The sequence below is a fragment of the Bradyrhizobium sp. i1.15.2 genome (assembly GCF_040548425.1).
Classification (GTDB): domain Bacteria; phylum Pseudomonadota; class Alphaproteobacteria; order Rhizobiales; family Xanthobacteraceae; genus Bradyrhizobium; species Bradyrhizobium canariense.
This window is the reverse complement of the sequence record NZ_JBEPRQ010000010.1, coordinates 166,857-183,634: the sequence shown is the minus strand read 5'-3', so window position 1 is coordinate 183,634 and position 16,778 is coordinate 166,857. Positions and strand designations below refer to the sequence as shown.

The 16,778-nt window shown below is 63.1% G+C and carries 15 protein-coding genes; 6 read left to right on the top strand and 9 right to left on the bottom strand.

Translation table 11 applies throughout. From position 1 onward, the window contains the following. Positions 1 to 160: 160 nt before the first annotated feature. The 3 genes from ABIB80_RS20135 to ABIB80_RS20125 are packed head-to-tail and all read right to left on the bottom strand — an operon-like array spanning position 161 to position 3,263. Positions 161 to 1,153 carry a Bug family tripartite tricarboxylate transporter substrate binding protein gene (locus ABIB80_RS20135; protein ID WP_007591514.1) on the bottom strand — a complete coding sequence of 331 codons (993 nt, stop codon included), beginning with the start codon at positions 1,151 to 1,153 and terminating at the stop codon, positions 161 to 163. A gap of 46 nt (positions 1,154 to 1,199) precedes the next feature. Then, the gene (locus ABIB80_RS20130; RefSeq protein WP_007591516.1) at positions 1,200 to 2,459 is read right to left on the bottom strand and encodes a CaiB/BaiF CoA transferase family protein; all 1,260 of its coding nucleotides are present in this window, start codon (positions 2,457 to 2,459) and stop codon (positions 1,200 to 1,202) included. A 9-nt stretch (positions 2,460 to 2,468) separates the two neighbouring features. Further along, positions 2,469 to 3,263 (bottom strand): enoyl-CoA hydratase/isomerase family protein, encoded by a 795-nt coding sequence (locus ABIB80_RS20125; protein WP_219680291.1) that lies wholly within the window; start codon positions 3,261 to 3,263, stop codon positions 2,469 to 2,471. A gap of 118 nt (positions 3,264 to 3,381) precedes the next feature. Here ABIB80_RS20125 and ABIB80_RS20120 point away from each other — a divergent pair, with 118 nt between their 5' ends. The 3 genes from ABIB80_RS20120 to ABIB80_RS20110 all read left to right on the top strand — a co-directional run bounded on the left by ABIB80_RS20120 (position 3,382) and on the right by ABIB80_RS20110 (position 7,222). Beyond that, on the top strand, positions 3,382 to 4,047 hold the full coding sequence (locus ABIB80_RS20120; protein ID WP_088940849.1) for a GntR family transcriptional regulator: 666 nt from the start codon (positions 3,382 to 3,384) through the stop codon (positions 4,045 to 4,047). 190 nt (positions 4,048 to 4,237) lie between these two features. After that, on the top strand, positions 4,238 to 5,209 hold the full coding sequence (locus ABIB80_RS20115; protein WP_007591519.1) for an MBL fold metallo-hydrolase: 972 nt from the start codon (positions 4,238 to 4,240) through the stop codon (positions 5,207 to 5,209). A gap of 192 nt (positions 5,210 to 5,401) precedes the next feature. Beyond that, complete coding sequence (locus tag ABIB80_RS20110) at positions 5,402 to 7,222, top strand: peroxidase family protein (protein ID WP_354128174.1); 1,821 nt, start codon at positions 5,402 to 5,404, stop codon at positions 7,220 to 7,222. Between the two features lie 30 nt (positions 7,223 to 7,252). On the opposite strand, the gene ABIB80_RS20105 is transcribed toward ABIB80_RS20110, so the two are convergent. Further along, entirely contained in the window at positions 7,253 to 7,981 is a 729-nt protein-coding gene (locus ABIB80_RS20105) for a haloacid dehalogenase type II (RefSeq protein ID WP_219680299.1), read from the bottom strand. A 465-nt stretch (positions 7,982 to 8,446) separates the two neighbouring features. Between ABIB80_RS20105 and ABIB80_RS20100 the strand changes: the two genes are divergently transcribed. After that, positions 8,447 to 9,343 (top strand): hypothetical protein, encoded by an 897-nt coding sequence (locus ABIB80_RS20100; protein WP_354128173.1) that lies wholly within the window; start codon positions 8,447 to 8,449, stop codon positions 9,341 to 9,343. Between the two features lie 91 nt (positions 9,344 to 9,434). Here ABIB80_RS20100 and glpX read toward each other — a convergent pair whose 3' ends face one another. The 4 genes from glpX to ABIB80_RS20080 all read right to left on the bottom strand — a co-directional run bounded on the left by glpX (position 9,435) and on the right by ABIB80_RS20080 (position 13,631). Further along, on the bottom strand, positions 9,435 to 10,436 hold the full coding sequence (gene glpX, locus ABIB80_RS20095) for a class II fructose-bisphosphatase (protein WP_007591522.1): 1,002 nt from the start codon (positions 10,434 to 10,436) through the stop codon (positions 9,435 to 9,437). A 138-nt stretch (positions 10,437 to 10,574) separates the two neighbouring features. Then, the gene (locus ABIB80_RS20090; RefSeq protein ID WP_007591523.1) at positions 10,575 to 11,891 is read right to left on the bottom strand and encodes a homoserine dehydrogenase; all 1,317 of its coding nucleotides are present in this window, start codon (positions 11,889 to 11,891) and stop codon (positions 10,575 to 10,577) included. 29 nt (positions 11,892 to 11,920) lie between these two features. After that, positions 11,921 to 13,141, bottom strand: a complete 1,221-nt coding sequence (locus ABIB80_RS20085; protein WP_007591524.1) for an LL-diaminopimelate aminotransferase — start codon at positions 13,139 to 13,141, stop codon at positions 11,921 to 11,923. 214 nt (positions 13,142 to 13,355) lie between these two features. After that, positions 13,356 to 13,631 (bottom strand): hypothetical protein, encoded by a 276-nt coding sequence (locus tag ABIB80_RS20080; protein WP_035992760.1) that lies wholly within the window; start codon positions 13,629 to 13,631, stop codon positions 13,356 to 13,358. A 255-nt stretch (positions 13,632 to 13,886) separates the two neighbouring features. On the opposite strand from ABIB80_RS20080, the gene ABIB80_RS20075 reads away from it, so the two are divergent. Together ABIB80_RS20075 and ABIB80_RS20070 are read left to right on the top strand one after the other, a co-directional pair. Beyond that, a complete protein-coding gene (locus ABIB80_RS20075; protein WP_007591526.1) occupies positions 13,887 to 15,695 on the top strand; it encodes a PHA/PHB synthase family protein in 1,809 nt (602 codons plus the stop codon). A gap of 65 nt (positions 15,696 to 15,760) precedes the next feature. Further along, the gene (locus ABIB80_RS20070; protein WP_007591527.1) at positions 15,761 to 16,159 is read left to right on the top strand and encodes an MAPEG family protein; all 399 of its coding nucleotides are present in this window, start codon (positions 15,761 to 15,763) and stop codon (positions 16,157 to 16,159) included. Positions 16,160 to 16,181: 22 nt separating this feature from the next. Here ABIB80_RS20070 and ABIB80_RS20065 read toward each other — a convergent pair whose 3' ends face one another. Then, positions 16,182 to 16,769, bottom strand: coding sequence for a class I SAM-dependent methyltransferase (locus tag ABIB80_RS20065; RefSeq protein ID WP_007591528.1), 588 nt, complete (start codon positions 16,767 to 16,769; stop codon positions 16,182 to 16,184). Positions 16,770 to 16,778: the final 9 nt, after the last annotated feature.

Sequence of the window (16,778 nt, the reverse complement as noted above, 5' to 3'; positions counted from 1 at the left end):
AATCCTCGTCCTGAGGAGCGCGCTTTGGCGCGCGTCTCGAAGGACGGCTCCGGACGACATCCCATCCCCGGCCATCCTTCGAGACGCCCGCCTGCGGCGGGCTCCTCAGGATGAGGACGGTGGTTGAACTCGGCTGCGCGATCGAACGCCATCGGCCGCCTCACTTGACCAACCAGCCCTGCTCGCCCGCGACCTGCTTGACGTGCTCGAGGTCCTCCTTGATGAACTTGTCGAGTTCGGCGCCAGTCAGGAACGTGTCGACCTGGGAGGTTTTCTCGATGTAGTCCTTCCAGTCCGGCGTCGCCTGCACCTTCTTCATGAGGTCGACATAGAACGCGGCCTGGTCCGGGGTGACCTTGCCGGGGAGCCACACCGTCCGCGGTTGCTCATATTGCTTGATGTCGAGGCCCTGCTCGACGCAGGTCGGAACGTCGCCCCAGCCTTCGGTCGCGGTGACCTTGGCGCCCTGCGGCAGCCGCTTCGGGCTGAAAACGCAAAGCGGTCGTTGCGTTCCACCGCGCCATTGCCCGAGACTTTCGCTGGGATTGTTGACGTGGGAGTCGAGGTGTCCGCCGGCGAGCTGCACGGCAGTCTCTGCGCCGCTCTTGAAGGGGATGTAGGTCAGCTTGATGTGGCCGGCTTTCTCGATCATGCGGGTCAGCACCTCGTCGGTATCCTTCGACTGCGCGCCACCCATCTTGAATTCGCCCGAGGCGGCCGCCTTCAGATAGTCGCCCGCCGTCTTGTAGGGCGCGTCCTGCTTGACCCAGAGCAGGAACTCGTCCTGCGCCATCGCCGCGATCGCAGTGAGATCGGTGTAGTTGAAGGCGACCTTGGAGACGAGCGGCTGCTGCCAGGCATTCGACGTGCCGAAGATCACCTTGTAGGGATCGCCGGCGGACGCCTTGCCGTAGACATAGCCTTCCGCGCCGCTGCCGCCCCCTTTGTTGACGACGACGATCGGCTGCTCCACCAGCTTGTGCTTGGTGATGATGTTCTGCACGGCGCGCGCGAGATTGTCGGTGCCGCCGCCGGGCCCGGCGGTCGCTACGAACTCGATCGGCTTTTGCGGTTGCCAGGCACTGAGCGCCGGCATCGTGCCGGCGAGCACAATTGCGGCGGCGGAGAGCAGAAGTGTTGACGTCCGACCCATGATGTCCTCCAGCTGATTTTTGTATCTTGTTGTTTTCGACGTCCGGTCAGGCGACGCGTTCCTCGCGTCTTCCTGATGCCAGGACGATTGCGCCTTCTTTTTCCAGCGCTTCGATCTGCTTCTGGTCGAACCCGTGCTCGACCAGCACCTCGCTTGTATGCTCACCGTAGACCGGCGCGCCCGTGCGCACTTTGCCCGGGGTCTGCGAAAACTTGACCGGCAAGCCGATCGTCTTCACGGGTCCGAGCGTGGAATGCTCGACCTCGACGACCATCTCGCGCGCCAGCGTCTGCGGATCGCGAAGCGCCTCCAGCATGTCGTGCACGGGTCCGCACGGCACGCCCTTCTCGTCCAGCGCAGCGAGCCAGTGCGCCCGCGTCCGGGTGCGAAAGCGCTCGCTCAGGACAGCTTCGAGCTCCTTCAGATTGGCCATGCGGTCGGCCCCGGTGACGAAGCGCGGATCGGAGGCGAGTTCGCTCGCACCGAGGGCTTCCAGCATCAACAGCCAGTGCTTCTTGTTGGCGCCGCCGACCACCAGCCAGCCGTCCGAGGCCTCGAAGGCCTGGTACGGCGCGTTGAGCGGATGGGCCGAACCCATCGCACGCGGCGCAGTGCCAGCGGCCAGCGCTATCGTGGATTGCCAGTAGGTCTGCACCAGCGCGGCCTCATAGAGCGAGGTCTCGACCCACTGCCCTTCGCCGGTCTTGAGACGGTGCGTGTAGGCCGCGAGGATGCCCATGCTCGCCAGCAGGCCGGCGGTGATGTCGGACAGCGGCGGGCCGCATTTCACCGGCGGACCATCGGGACGTTCGCCGGTAAAGCTCATGATGCCGCTCATGGCCTGGGCGACCAGATCGAAGCCGCGGCGGTGCTTGTAGGGTCCGGTGCGGCCGAAGCCCGACAGCGAGCAATAGATCAGCGCTGGATGCTGCTTGTGCAGGTCGTCGTAGCCGAAGCCGAGGCGCTCCATGGCGCCCGGCGCAAAATTCTCGACCAGCACATCGGCGCCCGCGATCAGCCGCCGCAGCACCTGCTTGCCGCCCTCGGTCTTCAGATCCAGCACGATGCCACGCTTGTTGCGGTTCATCATCAGGAAGGAGGCCGCCTCGTCGCCAATCTTCGGCGGCACCGAATGGCGGGTGTCGTCACCGTTCGGCGATTTCTCGATCTTGATCACGTCGGCGCCCATGTCGGCCAGCATCAAAGTGCAGGTCGGCCCCGCCATGACATGGGTGAGATCGATGACCTTGAGGCCGGCAAGCGGCCCCGAACGGCCGGAGGTTGATTGCGAGCGATCGCTTTGCATCGGGGCGTCCTATTGGCCGCGCCATTGCGGCGCGCGCTTGGTGAGGAAAGCATCGAGCCCTTCGCGAAAATCCTGGCTCGTGTAGCACATCAGGATGAGGTCCTCGCCCTCGTCCGGCGTCAGCCGCCTTTGCAGACGCGCCACGGCCTGTTTGGTCGCATTCAGCGTCAGCGGCGCGTGGCTGGCAAGCAATCGGGCAACCTCGTCGGCGCGCCTGTCGAGCGCGGTAAGATCCTCGACGACCTCGCCGAGCAGCCCGACACTGGCCGCCTCCGTCGCGTCGACGAGGCGCGCGGTGAAGATCAGATCCTTGACGCGGGCAGCGCCGATCAGCGCGGTGAGACGACTGACATTGGACATCGACAGGCAATTGCCGAGCGTGCGGGCAATAGGAAAGCCGATTTTCGCGCTTTGGGTGCCGATGCGGAGATCACAGGCCGCGGCGATGCCCGCGCCGCCGCCGGTGCAGAACCCGTTGATCGCTGCTATCGTCGGCACGCGGCATTGCTCGAGCGTGGTCAGGACCCGATCGATGCGGTTTTCGTAGTCGATCGCGTCCTGCGGCGACTTGAAATCGCGGAACTGATTGATGTCGGTGCCCGCGGCAAAGGCCTTGTCGCCGGCCCCGCGCAGCACCAGCACCTTGATCGCGTGATCGTCGTTGATCTCCTCGCAGATCGCGGCGAGCCGCTCGTACATCGCGAAGGTGAAGGCATTGCGCGCCTGCGGGCGGTTGAAGGTGATCCGCCCGATACCGTCCTGGCGCTCGAAAACGAGGTCTTCCGCCACCACCTGCTGGTCCATTTTCCTCATGTCCTTCTGCTTTTCTACATTTTTGAATGCAAAATGATCGATTTACAAGCTGGAACTTGCATTAATTCGCATATAGCCTCATTTTTGCATTCAAATGGACTTCAGACCCATGCTCCATGAGGAAGTCGTCGGCCGCATCCGGGCCATCCTGCTCGACGGCGAAATCCCGCCCGGCGCGCGGATTCCCGAGCGCGAGCTGTGCGAGCGGCTTCAGATATCGCGCACGCCGCTACGCGAGGCGCTCAAGGTGCTCGCCGCCGAAGGGCTCGTGCAGCTTTTGCCGCATCGCGGTTCGCGCGCCGCAAAACTGACCGACAAGGACATGCGCGACCTCTTCGAGGTCTGCCAGGGTCTCGAAGCGCTCGCCGGCGAACTCGCCTGCGAACGCATCACCGATCCCGAGATCGACGCGATCGCCGCCGCGCATGCGGAGATGGTGCATCATCATCGCGAGGGCGACCTGATCCGGTACTATCGCGGCAACCGCGCCATTCACGAAGGCATCGTCGCTGCGGCCGGAAACCCGGTGCTTGCAGGGCTGTATACGTCCGTGACCGCGCGCATCCGCCGCGCGCGTTATGTCACGCCGATGACGCCCGAGCGCTGGGCGGTCGCCGTGAAGGAGCACGATGCCATCCTGAATGCACTGCAGAGGCGCGACGGCGTCGGCCTCGCCCATATCCTGCGCGCGCATCTACGCCACAAGCGCGAAGAGGTTTTGCAGGCGGGCTTTGCTGAAACGGAAGGCAGTGACCTGGTGCCGCGGATTGCGTGAGACGGCATTCGCGACGCAGAAAGAAACTCGCGGCCCCCCTACAACGCGCGGTCAAGAGACACAATCGCGACACAATCATTGATTGCATTCAGCCGTGCGGTCGGATCGTGCTGACGCGAGGCGATCGGCGCGGGCCGAATGTAACGCGCAAACAATTGCGCAAAACAAAAGACAAAAGCGGAGGAAACGCATGACAATCGATGTCTCACGTCGATCCTTGTTCGCTCTCGGGGCTGGCCTTGGTGCCAGCGCAATGCTCGGCAGCAGCGCGATGGCGCGCGCTCCCAAGCTCGGCACCCAGACGCCTTACTGGCACCGCTTCGTTCTCGGCGATGCCGAAGTCACCATCGTCTCCGACGGACCGCTGCCGCTCGGCGACCCCTCCGGGACCTTCACCGGCGTTCCCAAGGAAGAGGTGAAGAAGATGCTTGTCGACAATTTCCTGTCGCCGGACAATGTCGTGCTCGAACAGAACTCGCCGATCGTCAACACCGGCGACAAGCTCATTCTGTTCGATACCGGCATGGGCAGCTCGAAGATGTTCGGCGCCACCACCGGCCGGCAGCAGAAGAGCATGACCGAGGCAGGCATCAAGCCTGGGGACATCGATGCGGTGGTCTGCTCGCATGCGCATATCGACCACATCGGCGGCATCGTGGACGACGGCGGCAAGCCGCTGTTTCCGAACGCGCAGATCTACATCTCGCAGACCGATTTCGACTTCTGGACCGACGAAGGCAAGCTCGGCAGCGACGCCAAGGATTTCGTCGTTCACGCCCGCAAGAACCTGCTGCCGGTGCGCGACCGCATCGTGTTCTTCAAGGATGGCCAGGAATTCCTGCCCGGCGTTCAGGCGATCGCAGCGCCCGGTCACACCGTCGGCCATACCATCTTCATGGTCTCGTCGGCCGGCAAGTCCTTCGCCTTCATGGGCGACCTCTCGCACCATCCCGTTCTGCTGCTCGAGCGGCCGCGGATGGAATTCTCCTACGACACCGACCCGAAGCAGGCGGCCGAGTCGCGCGTCAAGCTGCTGACTATGCTTGCGGCGAACAAGACGCCCGTGATGTCCTATCACTTCGCCTGGCCGGGCTATGGCCATGTTGCCAAGGCCGGCGAAGGATTCCACTATTATCCCGAACCGATGCAGATGACGTTGTAATCGGCGGATCAGGTCCGGGTGGCGCACGCGCCGCCCGGACCGCCCGAACGATTACCGCTGTCCGGCTGACCGGCAAGCAATTGCAATCCGCAATGTCTCCGGCGGCGTTGGCAGGCGGACATTTTGGTGTTATTGAACTACAGCTACTAATTGCAGATCGCATTTATTGACGTGAATTGTTTGGGAGCGTCAATGTCCCGCGAGAACGATGGTTTTGTCTTCCATCGTGACCGGCTCCAATGGGTCCCGGATGTTGTCTATCGGGCCGTCAACTTCTTTGTCACATGGGACAAACTGCCGACCCTGCTCGGAGCTGCCAATCTCTCGGCGTTCCGCGACCGGCTGCGTGAGCACAATCTGCACCATACCGGCTACGGCACGACATCGCCTCGCTGGAGCACGGGCAATGACCGCTGGCGTTCCGCCGACGGCTCGTTCAACAGCCTCGACCATCCGCGCATGGGGATGGCTGGCGCCCGGTTCGGACGCAATTTCGCGCTGCCCGAATGTGTACCGGGCAGCCTGGACGACCTGCTCGAACCCAGTCCGCGCTTGATCTCGGAGGAATTGCTGGCGCGCCGCGAATTCATTCCCGCGACCAGCCTCAATCTGCTGGCCGCCGCCTGGATCCAGTTCGAAACCCATAATTGGTTCAGCCATGGGGCCCCTAAGTCGGGAAACGAGTTCAAAATTCCGCTGAAGCCAAACGACGAATGGCCTGCGGATGAGCGGATCGACGGCTGCATGAAGATCCGTCGAACCGTTTGCGACGAGACGCCACGTGAACCATGGCTCGGCGCGACCCCCACGTTCCGCAACCTCAACTCGCACTGGTGGGACGCCGGACAGATCTACGGCAGCGACCGCGCGAGGCAGATGCAGATCCGTTCCGGGGCAGATGGGAAGATCGCTGTCGGCGATGATGGGATGCTTCCAGCCGATCCAGTCCATCCGGGCGCCGATCTCACCGGCTTCAATGACAATTGGTGGGTGGGGCTCAGCCTGCTGCACAACCTCTTTGCACGCGAGCACAATGTCATCTGCGACGGCTTGAAGACGCGGTATCCGACCTGGAACGACGAGGCGCTATTCCAGCATGCGCGCCTGATCAACGCAGCCCTGATCGCCAAGATCCACACCGTCGAATGGACGCCAGGCATCCTCGGCCATCCCGCACTGGACTTCAGCATGCACGCCAACTGGTCGGGGATCCCGTGCCGGGTGCTGCGCGCAGTGCTCGGCAAGAACAGCGAGGCCGCCTTTGGCATCATCGGCTCTCCGACGGACCAGCACAGCGCGCCCTACGCGATGACCGAGGAATTCACCGCCGTGTACCGCCTGCACCCGCTGATCCCCGAAAAGATGGATGTACGGCGGCTCGATAGCACACAGGTTACCCTTAGCGACCTGGTCGATATGCAGGGCCCCGCCTCCCGCGAGTTCATGCAGACTCACGGCTTCGTCGACCTGCTGTACTCGTTCGGCACCGCCCATCCCGGCGCCATTCGCCTGCACAATTATCCGAACTTCCTGCGCCAGTTCACCAAAGACGGCCAGCCGTTGCTGGACGTGGCCGCCATCGATATCATGCGCGATCGCGAGCGCGGCGTGCCGCGCTACAATCGGTTTCGCGAACTGGTCGGCAAGAAGCGGGTCAACACATTCGAGGAAATCACCAGCATCCCCGGCGCGGCCAGGAAGATGCGCGCGATCTACAAGGGCGACGTCGATCGCGTTGATCTGATGGTCGGACTATTGGCCGAGGACCTGCCGGATGGTTTTGGCTTCAGCGATACCGCCTTCCGCATTTTCATCCTGATGGCATCGCGGCGTCTCAAGAGCGACCGGTTCTTCACCGATGACTACCGGGCGGAAGTCTACACCAATTTCGGTCTGGACTGGATCCACAACAACGGAATGAAATCGGTGCTGCTGCGGCATGTGCCGCAACTCGGACCGGCGCTCGAGGGCGTCAACAACGCCTTCGCCCCGTGGAACGTGCTGCGAGGCTGAGCCTTGGCCCTCTGCAAAGTCGCAGCCACCTTAGCACCCGAGCTTGTCGGCGATTCCGCCAAAATCCCTGGCGACGATGTCCCAATTGCCGGTGGCCTCGAAATCGACCTTCTGGAGCGGACCGTATTCGGTCGGTCGCGCCACGAAAGCCGTCTTCAGCCCGTTCTTCTGCGCGGCAGCGAGATCGCCGTTGTGGGCAGCGACCATCATCACCTCTTCCGGCTTGAGGCCGAGCAGGCGCGCGGCGCCGAGATAGGTTTCGGGATCGGGCTTGTAGTGCTCGAACAGCTCGGCCGACATGATGAGGTCCCAGGGAAGCCCTGCGAACTTCGCCATGTTGGTGAGCAGCGCGACATTGCCGTTTGACAGCGGCGAGATCACGAATTTCGTCTTCAGCCGCGTCAGGCCCGCGACACTGTCGGGCCACGGATACAGGCGGTGCCAGCCCCTGGTGAGGTGATCGAGATCGGCTTCGGTCAGGCCTGGAATCGAAAATTGCGCGACCAGCTTTTCCAGCGAGCGGCGATGCAGATCATCGAGCATGACATAGCCGCGCTCGGGATGTTTGCGCACGTCATCCATCGAGGCCATGTACATGCCGCGCCAGCCGTCGACGAGTGCGGTCCAGTCGGCGGAGATGCCGCGGCCCTTCGCCCACCACATGAAGTCCGTGATCAGGCTGGTGCGCCAGTCGACGACTGTGCCGAACACGTCGAAGACGAGGGCTTTGACGGCGGAGAGATCGGATGTCGTGGTCATGTTTCGCTTCGCGGATTTTCCGCGCCCCAGCTGGCTTCGTCTCAGATGAAAGGCTTTAAAGCATGATCCTTTCCGTGCAACAATAGCGCTAGTCCCGCACATCAAACACGCGCAAGATGAACAAAGTGACGGGTCTCAACCAGTCGGGGTGCAGCGCATCTGTCATGACCACCATCCCTGTTGCATGTATATTGCTTGAGGATGCCCGCCTTCCGGACGAGGCATCTTTAATCGAGACGTTACGCGTTCGTCATCCTGGCTTGCGGTGGGACCGCAGCCCAGTCGCACCAAGTAACGATACCGACGGTCCGATGTTCATCCGCGTCGGCGATCATCTCATGACCATCCTCTTGATGCCCGCACCCATGCCCTACGATCAGCAGCTGTGGCAGCGAGCCTCCTGGGTATGGCCCGGAGGCTTTCCACGCCGCCGGCCGCCACCGCGCGCACCTCGTCGTCGCGACAATGGGCTCCGCCGAAGACAACTCAGAACCGAAAGCGCTTGGGTTCGCCGAGAGTGTGCGCCTTACGACTGCCTTTGTCGGCGCCATGCTTGAAGCACTTCCCGGCTGTCTCGGCGTCGTCTGGCGCGGCAATGTGGGCCGCTCGCCCGAGATGTGGCTCGAGCAGTCACGCCGCTCGTTCGAGCCGTTTCCGGATCATCCGTTCGGATTGTGGATGGAAATCATTCCCTTCCGTTCCGGAGAGACCGTCGGAGCCTATACGGTCGGACTGTCCGCATTCATCGGACGCGAGATCGAATTTGAGGTGGACGGACTCGACCAACGCGGCGTCACGCTTCGTGTTGCCAACGCTTCGTCCTATTTGATTGCAAATGGCCTCGACAAAAACATCGAGAGCGGGACGGTGTACAAAGACGATGACGAGAACATCGGTCACGTTGCGGTGCTCCACCGCAACTCGCGCTTTCGGATCGGGCCGGTCATTTCGTTCTTTTCTCTTCAGGACCGAGCTGGAAGGCTCAAGACCTACCAGATCATTCCGTCATCTCTCGCGCGAAATCACCCGCTTCTGATCATGCTGGGCAAGGTCGGGCTTTTCGATCCGGCGAAGTCAGAGAACCTGATAGAGCTGCGGCCAGATCACTACGTATCGGAAGCTCGCCTGGAAATCCTCGATGGCGGCGTATCGCAAGAGCTGTCCAAAATGCTCGCGACCGACGCCTATGCCGAGGCGGACACGAATGCGCGCCGCGCGCTCGCGAGCGGAGACATTGCGTCAGCGAGGGCTTTTTTGCTGCCTCGGGCTGAGGAAGTTGGTGAGCTCCAAAAAGCGCTCCAACTCGCTCTGACCTTGCGCGATGCGTTCTTGTTCATGCCGGCCGCGCCGCGCAGCCCTTAGTAGACAGGCGATGGATCATGTCCATCCTGGTGCTGTATGCGACGACGTCCGGCTAAATTCGCCGAACGAACGCAGGCGGACGTCGCTGACACTAGTCCAAATGGAACTTCGCCAGTTCGCGATGCTCGGCCTTGATGTAGCGCACGGTGCCGGTGACGGAACGCATCACCACCGTCTCGGTCTCGATCACGCCGTCCTTGCGGAATTTGACGCCTGACAGCAGCGAGCCCGTGGTGACGCCGGTGGCGGCAAACAGGCAGTCGCCGCGCGCCATGTCCTCGATGCCGTAGATCATCTTGGGATCGTTGACGCCCATCTTGGCGGCGCGTTCGCGCTTCTCTTCGGAGTCGAGGATGAGACGGCACTGCATCTGACCGCCGATGCAGCGCAGCGCCACGGCCGCGAGCACGCCTTCCGGCGCGCCGCCGGTGCCGAGATACATGTCGACGCCGGTATTGTCGGGGTCGGCGCAGTGGATCACGCCGGCGACGTCGCCGTCGGTGATCAGGCGCACGGCGGCGCCGGTCGAGCGTACGCTCTCGATGATGCTGGCATGGCGCGGCCGGTCGAGCACGAGAACGGTGATGCCGTCAGGCTTGACGCCCTTGGCCTTGGCGAGGCGGTGGACGTTTTCGGCCGGTGTCGCATCGAGCTCGACGACGCCCTTGTCATAGCCGGGACCGATCGCGAGCTTCTGCATGTAGACGTCGGGCGCGTGCAGCAGCGTGCCGCCGTCGGCCATCGCCATGGTGGCGATCGAGCCCGGCATGTTCTTGGCGCACAGCGTGGTGCCTTCGAGCGGATCGACGGCGATGTCGACCTGCGGGCCGGCGTTCATGCCGACCTTCTCGCCGATGAAGAGCATCGGCGCCTCGTCGCGCTCACCCTCGCCAATGACGATGGTGCCCTCGATCGGGAGCTTGTTGAGCTCGCGCCGCATCGCGTCCACCGCGGCCTGGTCGGCCGCCTTCTCGTTGCCGTGCCCGCGCAGACGCGCCGAAGACACCGCCGCCCGCTCCGTCACACGCACGATCTCCAGCGTGAGAATGCGCTCGAGCAACGCTTGCGGCGGGACTGAAATATGGGTCGACATCGGCTCACTCCTTCGAAACAGTTTTGGACGGACATCTCCGTCGCATCAACTCGTAACACCCACAGTTCGTTCGAACCGTGTCTTATTCTTGGAGCATGACCTTTCCGGAAAACCGCTTCACACTTTTCCAGGTCATGCTCAGTTCTTCTCGATCCTGATGACCTGGGGTCGCCCACTGATCACCTTGTCCTTCTGCACGGCCGCGAGCGCGCGGCGCACGGCGTCCTCGTGCGTGGCATAGGTGATGAGGATGACGGGCACCGGGACCGCCTTGCCGTCTGCCGGCGCAGCGCCGCCATTGGGATGGCGCTGCACGATCGACTCGATCGAAATCTTCTGCTCCGCAAGCCGCGTCGCGATCGCAGCCGCGGTGCCCGGGAAATCGCGTGCCAGAAGTCGGATGTAGTAGCCGCCCTCATGGCGCTCCATCGGCGCCTTCTTGGTATCGCGCAGCTGCGAAATCGGCCGGCCGAACGGATTGGCGCGAATGCCGCGCGCGACGTCGGCGATGTCGGCCACGACGGCGGATGCGGTCGCAGCGCCGCCGGCACCGGGGCCGACCAGCGTGATCGGCGGGATGCCCTCGCCATCAATCGTGACCGCATTGGTGACACCCATCACCTGTGCGATCGACGAGGATTTCGGAACCATGGTCGGATGCACGCGCTGCTCGATGCCCTTGGCGGTGCGAACCGCGACGCCGAGGAGCTTGAGCCGGTAACCGAGATCGTCAGCGGCACGGAGATCTTCCGGCGCGATGGAGGAGATACCTTCGACATACACCGCGCTTTGAGCAACTTTCGTGCCGAAAGCGAGGCTGGCGAGAATGGCGAGCTTTTGCGCGGTATCGTGGCCGTCGACGTCGAAGGACGGATTGGCCTCGGCATAGCCGAGCCGTTGCGCGTCCTTCAGGCATTCGGCGAAGGACAGGCCCTCCTGCTCCATCCGGGTCAAGATGTAATTGCAGGTGCCGTTGAGGATGCCGTAGACCCGGTTGATGCCGGTTCCGGCAAGGCCTTCGCGTAACGTCTTGATGACAGGGATCGCAGCGCCGACGGCTGCCTCGAAATTCAGCGCGCCGCCGTGCTTTTCGGCGGCCTTTGCCAGCTTGAGGCCGTGCTTTGCCAGCAACGCCTTGTTGGCGGTGACGACGGATTTACCGGCAGCGAGCGCGGCCTCGACCGCCGACAAGGCGGGATCGCCGGAGCCCCCCATCAGTTCGACGAAGCAGTCGATGCCGGGATGCGTGGCGAGGGCAAGCGGATCCTTGACCCACTCGACGCCGCGCAGATCGACGCCGCGTTTCTTGGCCTTCGAGCGCGCGGTGACGGCGACGACGCGGATGCCGCGGCCGCTGCGGCCGGCAAGCACGCGCGCCTGCGTTTCAATCAGACGGACAACTTCGGCGCCCACGGTGCCGAGCCCCGCTATGCCCACTTTCAGGGGTGCAACCATGATGCCTTGGAAAACCTGCGGAAGAGAACTTAACGCCGAGTGGCGAGCGGAACGACGTTGTGCAACGTTTCGATGCCGCTTTCAAGGAAGCGGCGCACGCCGCGCGCGGCCTGCCTGATCCGTTGCTCGTTTTCCACCATGGCGATACGGACATATCCTTCACCATGCTCGCCGAAGCCGACGCCGGGCGAGACCGCGACACCGGATTTCTCCACCATCAGGGTCGCGAACTGCATGCTGCCGACGCTGCGGAAGGCTTCCGGCAGCGGCACCCAGGCGAACATCGACGCCTCCGGCGGCGGGATCTCCCAGCCGGCACGGCCGAACGATTCCACCAGCGTGTCGCGCCGCTTGCGGTAGGTGTCGCGCATCTCCTTGATGCAATCGTCCGGTCCGTTCAGCGCGGCGGTCGCTGCGACCTGGATCGGCGTGAACGCACCGTAGTCGAGATAGGATTTGACGCGGCCGAGTGCCGCAATCACGCGCTCGTTGCCGACCGCGAAGCCCATGCGCCAGCCAGCCATCGAATAGGTCTTCGACATCGAGGTGAACTCGACGGCGACGTCCATCGCGCCCGGCACCTGGAGCACCGAGGGCGGCGGGTTGCTTTCGTCGAAATAAACCTCGGCATAAGCGAGATCGGACAGGATCAGGATCTCGTGCTTCTTCGCGAACGCGACCAGGTCCTTGTAGAAGTCGAGGCTCGCAACATAGGCGGTCGGGTTCGAAGGATAGCAGACGACGAGCGCCAGCGGCTTCGGGATCGAATGCACGATCGCTCGCTCGACCGCCTCGAAGAATTGCGGCGTCGGCTCTGAGGGCACCGAGCGGATCACGCCGCCCGCCATCAAGAAGCCGAAGGCGTGAATCGGGTAGCTCGGATTGGGACAAAGGATGACGTCGCCGGGCGCGGTGATCGCCTGCGCCACGTTGGCAAAGCCCTCCTTGGAGCCGAGCGTCGCCACCACCTGGGTGTCGGGATTGAGCTTCACGCCGAAACGGCGGGCGTAGTAGCCGGCCTGGGCCCGGCGCAGCCCGGGGATGCCGCGGGAGGCCGAGTAGCGGTCGGTGCGCGGCTTGCCCAGCGTCTCCTTCAGCTTCTCCAGCACATGCGCCGGCGCCGGCAGGTCCGGATTGCCCATGCCGAGGTCGATGATGTCGGCGCCGGCATTCCGCGCGGCTGCCTTGGCCCGGTTGACCTGTTCGAATACGTAAGGCGGAAGGCGGCGGATGCGGTAAAACTCTTCCATGGCTCTCTCGGCTCCGGGCAACCGGTCAGGACAGAATCGACAGGACATAAAGACCAGGCGGAAGGCGCCTGCGTCCTTCGCGAAAATTACTCAAGATCAAATACTTAGAGCAATTATCGACGACGTTGACTGAAGTCGTTCGCCCTGACTCTCGGCTGAACTAAGGTCTTTTAGCACGGCGAGGCGGAGGCGCCAGCGATTACCTTGCAGGGCCCTATTTCGCGTCCTTGGTGGCGACCGCCTGACGGTCGCGCGCGGCAGCAAGCTCGGCCTCGATCTTGGCGCGTTGGTCCGGCGGGATGACCGCCTGATCGCGATCCGGAGGCAGATCGTGCACCGGCAGATAGCTCCCGGCCTCCCTGGGATGCGCTTGCGCATCGGAAGGCGTCATATCCGCAAGCTGACTCGAGCAGCCGCCTAGGGCGAGCGCCACCATCAGCAGCGCGCCACAGATCCGCCGCGACTTTTGCAGGTCCCTCAACGCCAACACTAGGGAAATCCCCACTTCGTCCCAAAGCACGGCCCCGGGCAACCTTACCCAAGCCCGCGCCCAAGCTCAAACCATTGCTGCCCAAATGGTGCGAGCGAGAAAATAGCCCAGATACCCACCAAGCCGAGCGGTGCGGCTCGATTGTGACGGAACCAAGAAAATTTGTCGCACTGCAACACATCTTCGCGAGTGTTTAACGCCAAACATGCGAGCTTCGCGGTGACGAATACGGAATGAATCGTTACTGTTCTGCTCATGAGTATGGCCACGATCGATACGCCCAAACCCGAGACGAAGTTCGATGCGGAAGCCTTCGCGATGAATGTCGCGCGGGCGATGGAGAGCGGCGGCAAGGCGCTCGCCGCGTACCTGAAGCCGCGCGAAAGCGGCGAGGTGCAGGATCGTCCGCCGGCCGAGCTAGCCGAGGTCGTCAAGACCTTCACCGCCGTCGCCGAATACTGGCTGTCGGATACGTCGCGGTCTTCCGCACTCCAGACCAAGCTCGCCAAGGACTATCTCGACCTCTGGGGCTCGGCGGCGCGCCGCATGGCCGGTCAGGACGCCCCGCCCGCGATCGCGCCCTCGCCGCGCGACAAGCGCTTTGCCGATCCGGAATGGAAGTCGAACCAGTTCTTCGATTTCGTGATGCAGCTTTATCTGCTCACGACCAAATTTGCGCAGGAGCTTGTGCGCGACGCCGAGGGGCTCGATCCGCAGACACGCCGCAAGGCCGAGTTCTACGTCCAGCAGCTCACCAACGCGATGTCGCCGTCCAACTTCGTGCTAACGAATCCGGAAGTGCTGCGCGCGACGGTGGCCAGCAGCGGCGAAAATCTCGCGCGCGGGCTGAAGATGCTGGCCGAGGACATCGCCGCCGGCAAGGGCACGCTGAAGATCCGTCAGTCCGACCCGGACAATCTCGTCGTCGGCGTGAACATGGCGACGACGCCCGGCAAGGTGATCTACCAGAACGAGATGATGCAGCTGATCCAGTATGCGCCGGCGACGGAGAACGTGCTGCGGACGCCGCTCCTGATCATCCCGCCCTGGATCAACAAGTTCTACATCCTCGACCTCAAGCCGGAGAAATCCTACATCAAGTGGTGCGTCGATCAGGGCATCACCGTGTTCGTGATCTCATGGGTCAATCCCGACAAGCGGCTCGGTGCCAAGAGCTGGGAAGACTACATGAAGGAAGGCCCGCTCACGGCGATGGACGTGATCGAGAAGGTCACCGGCGAGATGAAGGTGCACACCGCCGGCTATTGCGTCGGCGGCACCATGCTCGCGACCACGCTGGCCTGGCTCGCCGAGAAGCGCCGCCAGCGTGTGGCGTCCGCGACATTCTTCGCGGCACAGGTCGACTTCACCCATGCCGGTGATTTGCTCGTGTTCGTCGACGAGGAGCAGATCGCATCCCTCGAGCAGGACATGAAGGCGGCCGGCGTGCTCGAAGGCTCGAAGATGGCGATGGCCTTCAACATGCTGCGCTCCAACGATTTGATCTGGTCCTATGTCATCAGCAATTACCTCAAGGGCCAACAGCCGAGCGCGTTCGACCTGCTGCACTGGAATTCGGACGCGACGCGCATGACCGCGTCGAACCATTCGTACTATCTGCGCAATTGCTATCTTGAGAACCGGCTCTCGACCGGCACGTTGGTGCTGGACAACACCTTGCTCGATCTCTCCAAGGTCATGGTGCCGATCTACAATCTCGCAACCCGCGAGGACCATATCGCGCCGGCAGAATCGGTGCTGTACGGCTCCCAGTTCTTCGGCGGTCCGGTGAAATACGTATTGTCCGGCTCGGGCCACATCGCCGGCGTGGTCAATCCGCCCGCCTCGAACAAATACCAGTACTGGACCAACGACAACGTGAAGTCCGCCAATGTCGCCGAGTGGATGAAGGGCGCGGTCGAGCACAAGGGCTCGTGGTGGCCGGACTGGCGGCAATGGCTGGGCGCACTCGATCCCGAGGAAGTCCCGGCCCGCACGGTCGGCAGCGAGGCGTTTCCCCCGATCGAGGACGCGCCCGGCAGCTATGTCAGGGTTCGCGCATAGCAGAATCTTCCGCGCTTTCGTATAAGCTCCACGCCTGCGGCAGAAATTGATGAGGGGACCGGGTTATGACGCGTGAATTGTTCTGGCTGACACTGACGGTGGTCCTGACTGGAATCCTCTGGATTCCCTACACCATCAACCGCTGCCAGATTCGCGGCCTCGGTGGCGCGATGGCCAATCCCTCGCGCACCGACAAGCCGCAGTCGGAATGGGCGAACCGCCTGATGTTCGCGCATGACAATGCCGTCGAGAACCTCGTGCTGTTCGCGCCGCTGGTGCTGATCCTGAACGCCATCGACTATTCCTCGAAATGGACGGTGCTTGCTTGCGCCGTCTATTTCTGGTCCCGCGTCGCGCATCTGATCGTCTATGCGCTCGGGATCCCGGTGTTCCGCACATTGGCCTTCACCGTCGGCTTCATCGCGCAGGCCGTGCTGGCCGTCGCGATCTTCAAGGTGGTTTGAGATCAGGCCTTGTAGTCTGAAATCAGGCCTTGCGAACGACGAGATGCAGCATGTTCGCCGGCGTCTCGTCGAAGCTCTGGATCACGTTCCTGTCCGACGACAGCGTGATCCATGGACCTGCGCTGGCGTAGGTCGCCTCGAGCCATTCCGGCGACGCATAATTGTAATAGCGCCCGAGACTGTCCCGGCCATCGCCCTCGCCCATCTTGTAGCTGGCGTAGAACACGCCTGACGGCCTGAGCGCGCGACGAATCTGCGCCAGGATGCCGGCGAGTTCGTCGCGCGGTACGTGCAGGAGACAGGCGCTGGCCCAGACGCCGTCATAGGCCTCGTGCGCGTCAAGCTGGTCGAACCGCATCGCCTCGACGGCATGACCGAGCCGCTGCGACGCGATCTCGGCCATTTCAGGCGAGCCGTCGGTGGCGCGCACCGAAAAACCTTCGGCCAGCATCACCGCCGAATGATTGCCGGCGCCACAGCCGAGCTCGAGGATCGAGCCGCCGGACGGCAGCAGAGCGAGAAAGCCTCGCAGCCGCGTCGAGGGCGCCTTCGCCCAGTCCGCATAGGACCTGGCGTTGCTCCGATAGAATTGCAGAGTCCCTTGGTCCACGGCGGCCAC

Coding starts and splice junctions, on each gene's coding strand:
- ABIB80_RS20135 (WP_007591514.1), bottom strand. CDS start 1,153: ATGGGTCGGACGTCAACACTTCTGCTCTCCGCCGCCGCAATTGTGCTC.
- ABIB80_RS20130 (WP_007591516.1), bottom strand. CDS start 2,459: ATGCAAAGCGATCGCTCGCAATCAACCTCCGGCCGTTCGGGGCCGCTT.
- ABIB80_RS20125 (WP_219680291.1), bottom strand. CDS start 3,263: ATGGACCAGCAGGTGGTGGCGGAAGACCTCGTTTTCGAGCGCCAGGAC.
- ABIB80_RS20120 (WP_088940849.1), top strand. CDS start 3,382: ATGCTCCATGAGGAAGTCGTCGGCCGCATCCGGGCCATCCTGCTCGAC.
- ABIB80_RS20115 (WP_007591519.1), top strand. CDS start 4,238: ATGACAATCGATGTCTCACGTCGATCCTTGTTCGCTCTCGGGGCTGGC.
- ABIB80_RS20110 (WP_354128174.1), top strand. CDS start 5,402: ATGTCCCGCGAGAACGATGGTTTTGTCTTCCATCGTGACCGGCTCCAA.
- ABIB80_RS20105 (WP_219680299.1), bottom strand. CDS start 7,981: ATGACCACGACATCCGATCTCTCCGCCGTCAAAGCCCTCGTCTTCGAC.
- ABIB80_RS20100 (WP_354128173.1), top strand. CDS start 8,447: ATGGGCTCCGCCGAAGACAACTCAGAACCGAAAGCGCTTGGGTTCGCC.
- glpX (WP_007591522.1), bottom strand. CDS start 10,436: ATGTCGACCCATATTTCAGTCCCGCCGCAAGCGTTGCTCGAGCGCATT.
- ABIB80_RS20090 (WP_007591523.1), bottom strand. CDS start 11,891: ATGGTTGCACCCCTGAAAGTGGGCATAGCGGGGCTCGGCACCGTGGGC.
- ABIB80_RS20085 (WP_007591524.1), bottom strand. CDS start 13,141: ATGGAAGAGTTTTACCGCATCCGCCGCCTTCCGCCTTACGTATTCGAA.
- ABIB80_RS20075 (WP_007591526.1), top strand. CDS start 13,887: ATGAGTATGGCCACGATCGATACGCCCAAACCCGAGACGAAGTTCGAT.
- ABIB80_RS20070 (WP_007591527.1), top strand. CDS start 15,761: ATGACGCGTGAATTGTTCTGGCTGACACTGACGGTGGTCCTGACTGGA.